Origin of the sequence: Mesorhizobium sp. SP-1A (assembly GCF_032460275.1) — a bacterium.
GTDB lineage: Bacteria > Pseudomonadota > Alphaproteobacteria > Rhizobiales > Rhizobiaceae > Mesorhizobium.
Genome location: NZ_JAVXZD010000006.1, coordinates 251461 through 261671 on the forward strand (window position 1 = coordinate 251461; position 10211 = coordinate 261671).

At 60.2% G+C, this 10211-nt stretch carries 7 protein-coding genes and 1 tRNA gene; 4 read left to right on the forward strand and 4 right to left on the reverse strand.

Annotated features, from left to right (window positions below):
- The first annotated feature begins 104 nt into the window (after window positions 1-104).
- From QU595_RS24625 to QU595_RS24635, 3 genes are all read left to right on the forward strand, one after another.
- Window positions 105-881: a Hachiman antiphage defense system protein HamA gene (locus tag QU595_RS24625; RefSeq protein ID WP_315926891.1), complete on the forward strand. Its 777-nt coding sequence runs from the start codon at window positions 105-107 to the stop codon at window positions 879-881.
- Complete coding sequence (locus QU595_RS24630; RefSeq protein WP_315926893.1) at window positions 868-4269, forward strand: DEAD/DEAH box helicase; 3402 nt, start codon at window positions 868-870, stop codon at window positions 4267-4269. Before QU595_RS24625 ends, QU595_RS24630 begins: the two co-directional genes overlap by 14 nt.
- A gap of 380 nt (window positions 4270-4649) precedes the next feature.
- Entirely contained in the window at window positions 4650-6068 is a 1419-nt protein-coding gene (locus tag QU595_RS24635; RefSeq protein ID WP_315926895.1) for an IS1182 family transposase, read from the forward strand.
- A gap of 197 nt (window positions 6069-6265) precedes the next feature.
- Here QU595_RS24635 and QU595_RS24640 read toward each other — a convergent pair whose 3' ends face one another.
- Genes QU595_RS24640 through QU595_RS24650 form a run of 3 tightly spaced genes read right to left on the reverse strand, consistent with a single transcriptional unit; the run spans window position 6266 to window position 7949 of the window.
- A complete protein-coding gene (locus QU595_RS24640; RefSeq protein ID WP_315926897.1) occupies window positions 6266-7078 on the reverse strand; it encodes a hypothetical protein in 813 nt (270 codons plus the stop codon).
- Between the two features lie 52 nt (window positions 7079-7130).
- Window positions 7131-7646, reverse strand: coding sequence for a GNAT family N-acetyltransferase (locus QU595_RS24645; RefSeq protein WP_315926899.1), 516 nt, complete (start codon window positions 7644-7646; stop codon window positions 7131-7133).
- A gap of 3 nt (window positions 7647-7649) precedes the next feature.
- The gene (locus QU595_RS24650) at window positions 7650-7949 is read right to left on the reverse strand and encodes a DUF1778 domain-containing protein (protein WP_109614971.1); all 300 of its coding nucleotides are present in this window, start codon (window positions 7947-7949) and stop codon (window positions 7650-7652) included.
- Window positions 7950-8473: 524 nt separating this feature from the next.
- On the opposite strand from QU595_RS24650, the gene QU595_RS24655 reads away from it, so the two are divergent.
- Window positions 8474-10132 carry a recombinase family protein gene (locus QU595_RS24655; protein WP_315926915.1) on the forward strand — a complete coding sequence of 553 codons (1659 nt, stop codon included), beginning with the start codon at window positions 8474-8476 and terminating at the stop codon, window positions 10130-10132.
- On the opposite strand, the gene QU595_RS24660 is transcribed toward QU595_RS24655, so the two are convergent.
- A tRNA-Met gene (locus QU595_RS24660) sits at window positions 10089-10165 on the reverse strand. The genes QU595_RS24655 and QU595_RS24660 overlap by 44 nt on opposite strands.
- Between the last annotated feature and the right edge of the window lie 46 nt (window positions 10166-10211).

Below are 10211 nucleotides of genomic sequence, written 5' to 3' on the forward strand. Positions count from 1 at the left end.
TGCAGCGATGCCGAAAACGGATCTTGCGGACGTACCATCGATCTTCGTAACACAGACTACTTCTCCCAAAGAGCAATCGAATATATTATACCCTGGGGGCACTGATGCCATTATACGACAACTGGTGCGACAGTGTTCGCGCCAATAACGGCCAAAAGCTATCGCTCAGGCTGACGGAAAAACCGACGGGAAGGGCAGCAGCGATGCAAGCGCTGCCTCCGATTGTGCGCTCGCACTATGATGACGTTGCACGCATCAACGAAGACATCGCCGCGCTTGGCTTCACTCAGGCCGCGGCCATTCTCGCGGAGCGACTGCCCCGCACGCCACGCGCGCGCTCAGGCGAGCTTGGCGAAATCCTTGCGACAGAGCTTGTAGAAGAGCAATTGGGCTACCGCGTCCCCGTGCGGCGCTTACGTTACAAAGACGGCCGCGAGATGGCTCTCCGCGGCGACGACTTTCTTGGCCTACGAACCGACCCAGCTGGTGCCGTTCATGTTGCAAAAGGGGAGTCCAAAAGCAGAGCCAATCTGACCGCCGCTACCATCGCCGAGGCGCGCGACGTTCTGTCGCGCGATGCGGGACGACCCACACCCACATCAATTCTATTCGTTACGGATCGGCTCCTCGAACGCGGGGGAGATGAGGAAGCACTTGGCCGTGCTCTGCGTAACGACGTGGCCACCAAGATCATTCCCGCTGCTCAAATTGCGCATATCCTCTTCACGGTGTCGGCCAATAACCCTCCCCAAGCCCTCGACGACGACCTAGAGAATGCGGGTGTCGACAGGCCGAATGCAGTCATCCATTTGAAGATCGAGGACCATCAGGACTTTATCAGACTTTCCTATGAAGAGGCGCTGAAGCTTGGAAACGATTGAAGAGCTAACCGCCTTCCTTCAGATGGCACGACAGGATGGAGCACGCGGACGGCTCCGCGCACGAGGCGAAGCTCGGTCGATCATCCGCGAGAACGGCATTCTCCCGCAAGGCGCGCCACCTTTTGCACCAACCATCGATACCGATCTCGCTGAATATTCCTTCTCTTTGCTCAGGGCCTCGCTCGCGCTCAAGGAGCGCGGCGGATTGACCGAAGAGTGGCGCGTAGGTTTTCTGGCCGCAGCAAATGGTTTCGAGGCGCTCGTTCAGAACGGCCCAATTGATGATCCAGCGCGGGGCTTCAACAGGGTCATCGGTGCGGCGAGCTATCACCTGGCAGGATATTCCGCTCTAGCGTTCTCCCTTATGGGTCAAGGTCCGGATGACTTGAACCTAAGCCCACCTGAGCGGGCATTGATTGACCTTATCCGTCGAGACTTGACCTCCTTGGCAGACCGGGCGCGAGCGTGGCTAACCGATCCTGCGCATACCGATGGAGCCCTCGCCGCACGGATTGCCGATGGCGCCGTCGATCCCGATGATGCCGTAACCGAGGTCGTCATCACCTCTATCTTCAGAGCGCTTGCGCACTTCGAATTCGCATTGCAGACGGGCACGGCGGCGCTGGTCGAGGCTGCGCGCGCCATTCTCGCCCGCACGCTCTCCCTATCCGCCAACGCCAATGCCGTTTCCTTGTGGTGGCTGACCCGTGTTACGGCCAATCTTATCGACGATCTCTGGTCGAGCAGTCTCCATATCGTTCTGCCCGTCGCCGGACCACCTGGGGCACATGACTATACCGGTCTTCGCCGGCTCTTCTTGGGCGTCTTGTTCGCCAAGCGCATCTCGGAGGTCGAACTTTGGCCATCGCAGATAGAAGCAGCAAGACGATCGACGAATGTCTCCGACGATCTCGTGGTCGCCTTGCCCACAAGCGCTGGCAAGACACGCATTGCTGAAATAGCGACCCTTATGAGTCTGGCCGTCGGGAAACGAGTCCTCATCGTGACTCCGCTCCGGGCCTTGTCAGCCCAGACCGAACGATCGTTTCGGAGCACTTTTTCTGCTCTCGGCTTTACAATCTCCTCGCTTTATGGCGCGGCTGGTTTGGCCGGCACCGACGAGGATGCGCTGCGTACACAGAACATCGTCATCGCGACGCCCGAGAAGATCGACTTCGCGCTTCGCAACGACCCGAACCTCATCGACGATGTGGGACTGGTCGTGCTCGATGAGGGTCACCTCATAGGGCCTACCGATCGCGAAATCCGATACGAGAACCTGGTTCAACGATTGCTTCGGCGCGCAGATGCAGCCGAGCGGCGCATCGTTTGTCTCTCAGCCATCCTTCCCGAGGGCGATCAACTTGATGATATGAACGCCTGGATACGCAGCGACGCGCCCGGCGAACCCATCCAGTCGAAATGGCGGCCGACGCGCCAGCGTTTCGGGACGATAGAATGGCATGGCGCGGCCGCGCAGTTGCGTTTCAGTCTGGAGCCAGACGCTCCCTTCATTCGCCAGTTCATTTCCGAGGTGCCACCGATCGCACCACGAAGGACAGCATTTCCACGGGATAACAAGGAACTTACCCTCGCCACTGCCTGGCGCTTTTCGGGGACCGGCAAGCGTAGTCTCATCTTTTGCACCCAGCGAGACCATGTCGAAGGCTATGCGAAATCGGTTGTCGAGCTCAACCGACGCGGGTTCCTTCCATCACTCCTCGACGATGTCGGCAAAGTTGCCCGCGCCACTACTATCGGCACAGAGTGGCTGGGTCCTAACCATGCTGCGGTCAAGTGCCTCGCACTGGGAGTTGCGATTCATCATGCGCGGTTGCCGAGTCCGTTCCTTCGCGAGGTTGAGGCCCTCCTGGCCACAGGGACATTGCAGGTCGTGATCGCGTCGCCGACACTTGCCCAGGGTCTCAACCTCAATGCTGCTGTACTGCTCATCCCTACGTTGTATCGTGCCGGGCAGCCTCTCTCCGGCGAGGAGTTCGCGAACGTCGCTGGCCGGGCTGGTCGGGCATTCGTGGATCTGGATGGCCTGGTGCTCCATGTCATGTACGAGCCCAAGCCCTGGCGCTTCCGTGAATGGGCAAAACTCGTGAACTCTGCAAAGGCACGGTCGCTTTCGAGCGGCATTATCGCGGTCGTCGCCGAGGTAACGCGCCGTCTCGCCAGAACCGGAGTCTTCGGACGAGCCGATGCCTTTGAGTACCTCGCGAACTCGCAGGAGGCGTGGTTCCCGGCCGACACACCAGATGAGCAAGAATCCATCCAGAGCCTGATCGAGCGCCTCGATGCGACCGTGCTCGGACTCTTTGAATCGCTCGAGGCCGATACCGCCGATCTCGCACAGATTCTCGAGACTGCGCTGGAAGGATCACTCTGGGCGCGACAAGTTGAGCGAATGGCCGACAACACCAGACAGTATCAGCTCTGGATCATGCATGTCCGCTCCGCCCTTATCTGGAACAAGACCACGTCGGCTCAGCGCAAGGCGCAATTCGCGATGGGCGTCGGACTCGAATCCGGTCTTGCAATTGATGCGATCGCGCCGCAGATGCTTCAACATCTCGATACGGCTGACCTAGCCGCGATCCAGGGCAATGCTGCGGCGCTCGGCACAGCCCTGGCTTCAATAGCTGAAGCGATGTTGGCCATTCCGCCCTTCGTCCCCGACGATGATCTTCCGGCCAATTGGCGGCAAATCCTGCAAACTTGGATCGGCGGAGACGATGTTGCGCTGATCGGCACCGACAATATGAAGGTTGTCGAGGATGTCTTTGTCTACCGCCTAACCTGGGCTCTTGAAGCGCTAAGGATGAAGCGACGCCTCACCGGACCCGAACCAGACTATGTTCAGGGCGGCGCATCCTCTTGCTTAGAAGCAGGACTTCCGAGCAGAATGATGGCCATGCTCGTGCGCAGCGGGCTTCCGTCTAGAATAGCGGGACGTCAGGTTGTCCTCGACACCGCACCCGTCTTTGTGACTCAAGCTGAAATGGTCGCCTGGCTCGGCTCCAATGAGGTCACGGCACTTACTGACAATCCCAACTGGCCAACGCCACAAACCGGCGAACTTTGGCGGCGCTACCGGACGGATATGCTCGCCGCACCGCATCAAAGGTGGAATGAGGAGACGTGGCCTTTCAACACAAAGCGGCCGCCTTGGCTAGCCGCGGGCATGCCCGCTCGCTTAATCGTTGATCCGGAAACGAAGGCTGCCGCACTCGTATCTCCAGACTTTCAGCCGATCAGCACTGTGGCGCAGAGGTTCGATGCACCGAGCCCAAGTCTGACCCAGATCGACTTCGCGCTCGACGGACAATCCTCTCTCATCAGGCGTATGGGGCGAGGAAAGTCGCATTGGCGTCAGCCATAGCATGAGGCGCGCTTGCCGTCGCGCCGCGGCCTTCAACGCGATCTCCGGATTGTCCGTCGGTAGGGTAAACTCGGGCCGAGCTGGGAGAATAGTGCGACGAGCTTTGAACAGCTGCTTTCGAGAACCTATGGGGTCGCGTAATGCGACCGATATGAAGGCGCGTTGCTGTCGAAGTGCAGCGGCCAACTGATTGACCGCTTTCCCAACGCCGCCGCCTAGAAGCGGTCTGGCAGGAAGCCACCCCTTCTCGGAAGTTTGGAGGGTCGAGAGGTGCCGCGATCCCGCAGCTGCGTAGTTATTCGAGACCAAGTACAAAGCCTTTCCCTGTGAGCAAACAAGTGTAGAATCAAACTCTCCTGATCTGCTTTGGCGAGGTGTCTATGAGCTTCATTGAGGGAATAGCACGAGATCAGGCCAACCTGCTTCCCCCATGTGTCAATGACTATGTTGGGCCTGACACGCTCGTCCGCGTCGTCGATGCTTCCGTCGACAGCTTGGATCTGGTTGAGCTTGGCTTCACACGCGCCGTTGCGGCCTCGACCGGACGACCAGGCTATCATCCCAGCGACATGCTCCGGCTGCATATCTGGGGCTACCTCAATCAGGTTCGATCATCGCGACATTTGGAGCGTTCCTGCAAGCGCGACCTTGAAGCAATGTGGCTTATGCGCCAACTCGCGCCGGACTATCGGACCATTGCCGCCTTCCGGCACGACTATCCCGATGCGATCGCCGCCGCCAGCGCCGCGTTCGTGCTGTTTTGTCGCGAGCAGAATTTGGTGGGTGGCCGGTCGGTCGCACTCGACGGCACCAAGATGCGAGCCGTCGCCAGTCCAAAGAACATCGCCGGGGCGGAGCGGCTCGCGCGCGATATCGCGCATACCGAAAAAGAGATCGCCTATTATCTCGACCGACTGGACATCATCGATGAGAACGTCGCGCAGGGCTTTGATGATCAACCACTGCACCGCGAAGGCTTCAAGTCCGCCATTGCCTCTCTGCAGCGTCGGAAGGATCGGCTGGCCAGGCGACAGCAGGAACTCGATCGACGGGACGAGAAGGTGCTCGAGTTTGGCGAGTCGGAGGCCAAACCGATGGGACATGCCCACGCGCCGAAGCTTCCCTCGTACAATCTGCAAAGCGTCGTCGACGTTGCGAGTGGGCTGATCGTCCACCATGACGTCTACAATGACGCGAACGACAGCCACCTTCTTCATCCGATGGCAGTCGCGGCTAAGGCCGTGCTGGAGGTATATCAGCTCCAGGTGTTGGCCGACGGTGGCTATTCAAACGCCGAAGAAGTCGCCCATTGCGAACGCGAGAACATCGAGGTCGCTGCGCCGATCAAGCGCGGCGCGATGAATTCCGAGCATTTTCGACCGGTCCAGTTCCTCTACGACGAGGACAGCGACACGATCCGATGCCCCGGCGGGCAAACACTGCGCCCGTCTGGAATCCATACTCGTAATCGGGCGATCCGCTACCGCACGTCGTCCTGCGCGACCTGCGCGTTGAAGCCAAGATGCACGCCGGGAGCCCAGCGCACAATTCATCGGCTTGTCGATCAAGGCGCCCTTGATCGCATGGAGGCCAGAATCCATGCCAATCCCAGCCTGATGACGATCAGACGATGCACGGTCGAACATCCATTCGGCACCATAAAGCGAATGTCGGGCGGCGGACGGTTCCTAACTAGAGGGCTTAGGGCGGTAAAGGCGGAGGCGGCGCTCTCGATCCTAGCCTTCAACATCCTACACGCCGCGAACACATTCGGAACGAGCGCTATTACCCCGAGCTGACGCGAGGCGGCGCTTCGCGTCGGTTCCACTTGGCCGACGCGGCGGCCGAGGGCCGACGTTTTGGCACAGTCTGGGGGTCTCCCCGCAGATGGGGGTGCGCTGGCAACGAAGTGCCGGCCAGGGGGAAGGCTTTCCCCCTCCACTGAACAGGCAGACGGACGCCCCTGGAAACTCACTTCTAAATCTGGGAACCGATATCAGGTGCAAGGCTCTCCGAAAAGGACCGTGCTTTGCTCGCCAACGAGCTGCTGAAACGCTTGGTAGCTTTTCGACAAACCTGCGCATTGCTTTTTCAGTTCGCTCACAAGAACTTCCAGCATGACGGGATTGCTGCCGCCCACCCCATAGCAGGGCTTCCCGGCATTTTGGGAGGGGAGGCGTTTCATCATCTGCGTTATCCCAAGCTCAACATGCGGGGTGAAGCGATGGGTATGCTTGCTGCGGAAATCATCCGTTGCCGTCTTGTAGTCCCCGTTATCGACGGTGTTGAGAGCCTTGATCAACCGCTTCCAGGATCGCCAAGGCTTCGCCAGCCTTGCCGCGACCTCCTCATTGATCCCCCAATCTTCGGGTAGGATGGCAAAGTCGTCAGACCATAACGCCCCTTGCTGCACACAATTCGCCTGATGCGAGAGATGTGCGATCGCGAAGTAGAATCTGGCCTTGAGCGTATATGGGGAAAGAAGAGCCGTAGCGGCCAGATCCTGAACGAACTCGTGGAGCAGATCGTTTTTCTGGGGAAGATCGAGTCCATCCAGAACTGTTTTCCACGCTTCCAGCCGCTTGGTCAGGCCGATCAGATGATTGATACCGTTGGCCAGATCCCGCGCGGCGTCCTCGGCCTGATCCCGGTAAACCATCTGCTGACGCCCGAACTCAGCATCCAGCCTGACGGTTTGGGGCGGCTCGAACCATCCATATGGTATGAACGGCGTGCATTGCTCGACGCCTTGAAGCGCGGCTCTGTAGTCCGAGTATTTGCCAACAAGAAATTCGTCCGCGTGATCCATCATCAGTTCCGAGTTCGGGCTATTGTCGCGGGTTCAAAGCTTCAGCGCACCGTCAAACCTCGATCCCGCTTTTCGCCACCATCACGGCGATGTCAGAAATCGCCCGCAGCAGGACCAGCGGATCATCCCTGGAGGGCATGAAGCCATGTCTCTGCCAGAACCGGGCGGCTTCCTCATCGACAGCGTTAACCATCAAGGCCCGTCCGCCGACTAGACGAGCAGCTTGAACGCAACGTTGAAGGGCATGTTTCATCAAGCCGGTGCCGATACCCTGCCCTGCCCATTCCGTGTCCGTGGCGAGTTGTCCAAGAAGCAGGCAGGGAACCGGGTTGGGCGGCTGCCCGGTGCGGATCGTGCGAGGCAGGATCGAGGGCACCACCGCCGTCGGTGCGAGGCCATAGTATCCGACAACGCGCCCTGCGTCGTGAACGACGACGACTGCCGTGAAGCCCTTTTCCTGATTGGCAAGGGCGCGGGTCTTCAGCCAGTGATCGAGCGTGGGCTTGCCGCATGAAAACGCGGAAACGTCATGGGCCGCAGTCAGCGGCTCGGGCGCAGATAAAGCCACGGCTCACCGCTTCGGCTCAAAGCCGGGCTCCCACGGCGCGGGCCGCTTCAGCACTTCCATCATCTCAGGGACGATGGTGGGCGGGCGGGACAGGATTTCCATGAAATCCGCAAATCCCTCCGGGCTCATGCGGATCAACCCCTGCTCCATGACGACTTCCTCGGCCGCGCGCACGGCGGCATCCCGCACGAAATCCGTGCGGGAGCGGCCGCGCAGACTCGCCGCGCGATCAATCATCGCAACGTCCGCCTCGGGCAGACGCATCGAGATCGGGTATTCCTTACGTTCTACGGTGCTGGCCATGTGATCGTCTCCTTGAGGGGAATATAGAGACTTGTAGCGCCAAACGCAATACGCTAAAGTCTGTTCACTTGCGCCTCGGTTAACTTCTTATCAGGACAAACGATGGGCGCCCGCCGAGGAGATCACATGCGCCAGCAGCGGATTTCGCAAAGAACCCATAGGTTATTTTACTCCGACAGGGCACGCTCCTCTACGCTGTTCTGCGCCGCGACACGCGGGAACGCGCCAGATGCCGCCGCCAATTCTCCCTTGGATTCAGTTGCTTATTCGGGATTTGCCGTGATTTTCTTATGGCATGACCCAGGATGCACGCAAATCGACGAAGGCATTGCAGAGCGAGCGCGAGGCGCTGCTCGATGCGATGCCGGTCGACGCATCCGAACTCACCTTCACCCCGCGCGGCGACCCGGACCCGCGCCTCGTGCGGCTCGCCCGTCTGCTCGGCGAGCAACTGGCGCGAGAGAATTTCCTGTCGCAGATGGACGGACGGCCCTCGCGCGACTCCCGATAAGGAGGGATGCCCGATGAGGATCGCACTCTACGCCCGCTACAGCTCCGACAACCAGCGCGAGGCCTCCATCGCCGATCAGTTCCGCATGTGCCGTCTGCGCGCAGAGAAGGAAGGCTGGACTGTGGTCGAGGAATATTCCGACCACGCCATCTCCGGCTCCAGCATGATTCAGCGTTCTGGCATCCAGGCGCTGATCATGGATTCCGCCCGTGGGCGCTTCGACCTGATCATGGCCGAAGCGCTGGATCGGATCAGCCGCGATCAGGAGGACATCGCCGGCATCTACAAGCGCATGCGCTATGCCGACGTAAAGATGTTCACCTTGTCGGAGGGCGAGATCAGCGAGTTGCATGTCGGGCTCAAGGGCACGATGAACGCCCTGTTCCTGAAGGATCTGGCCGACAAGACCAGGCGCGGGCAACGCGGCCGGGTCGAGGCCGGCAAGTCGGGCGGCGGAAATGCCTACGGCTACGATGTGGTCAAGAAGTTTGACAGCAACGGCGAGCCCGTCCGCGGCGACCGGACGATCAACGAGGCGCAGGCCGAGGTCGTCCGGCGTATCTTCCGCGACTATGCCGCCGGCAAGTCGGCCAAGATGATCGCCGTCTCCCTGAACAGGGACAGCATTCCGGCGCCGACCGGCGGAGATTGGGGCTTCAGCACGATCAACGGCAATCCCCGGCGCGGGAACGGCATCCTCAACAACGAGATGTATGTCGGCAAGATCGTCTGGAACCGCCAGCGCTTCGTCAAAGACCCCGATACCGGCAAGCGCCAGGCGCGTCCCAACCCGGAATCCGAATGGGTCACTCAGGACACGCCGGAACTGCGTATCCTCGATGACGAGCTTTGGAATGCGGTGAAGGCACGGCAGGGCGAGAACCGGACGGAGCGGGACGAGAGCGGTGTCGCCGACGTCCGGAAGATGAACTATCGCCGTCGGCCGAGGTATCTGTTTTCCGGGCTGACGAAGTGCTCGTGCTGCGGCGGGGGCTATTCGGCGATCTCGGCGTCGCATATCGGCTGCTCGACGGCGCGCAACAAGGGCACCTGCGAGAACCGGGTCAACATCCGTCGTGACGAGTTGGAATCGCGTGTCCTGAACGCACTGCGCACCCGGATGCTCGACCCGAAGATCTTCGCCGAGTTCTGCGACGCCTATACGCGCGAGACCAATCGCCTGCGAATGGAAAGCAGCGGCCACATCGACCGGGCGAAGGCAGAGATCGAGAAGATCGGCCGGGAGGAAGGGCGGCTTATGGACCTCTATCTCAAGGAGGCCATCTCGATCGAAGCCGTGAAGGAACGCGGCGACAAGCTCAAGCTGCGCAAGGCCGAACTCAGCGACTTCCTGGCGACGGCCGACGAGCCGCCTCCCCTGCTGCACCCGAACATGGCGCTGCAATACCGCAAGCGGGTCCAACAGCTCTACGAGACGCTGCAAAGCGACGACGAGGAAAGCAGGACGGCGGCGGCCGAGGTGATCCGCACGCTGGTTCAGGACATTGTGCTGACGCCTGTGGATGGCAAGGTGGAGATCGACGTTCGCGGCGATCTTGCTGGAATCCTTACACTTTCCGCGCAAAGCAAAAACCCCGCTGCGGGTGCGGCGGGGTTGCAAGTAAAGATGGTTGCGGGAGCAGGATTTGAACCTGCGACCTTCAGGTTATGAGCCTGACGAGCTACCGGGCTGCTCCATCCCGCGTCAACTTCTGCGACTTGCGTCGGCCGGGCAGCCCGGACTTTTTCTG

Excerpts from the sequence above, each read along its gene's own strand:
- QU595_RS24625 (WP_315926891.1), top strand. The coding sequence starts at position 105 with ATGCCATTATACGACAACTGGTGCGACAGTGTTCGCGCCAATAACGGC.
- QU595_RS24635 (WP_315926895.1), top strand. The coding sequence starts at position 4,650 with ATGAGCTTCATTGAGGGAATAGCACGAGATCAGGCCAACCTGCTTCCC.
- QU595_RS24640 (WP_315926897.1), bottom strand. The coding sequence starts at position 7,078 with ATGGATCACGCGGACGAATTTCTTGTTGGCAAATACTCGGACTACAGA.
- QU595_RS24650 (WP_109614971.1), bottom strand. The coding sequence starts at position 7,949 with ATGGCCAGCACCGTAGAACGTAAGGAATACCCGATCTCGATGCGTCTG.
- QU595_RS24655 (WP_315926915.1), top strand. The coding sequence starts at position 8,474 with ATGAGGATCGCACTCTACGCCCGCTACAGCTCCGACAACCAGCGCGAG.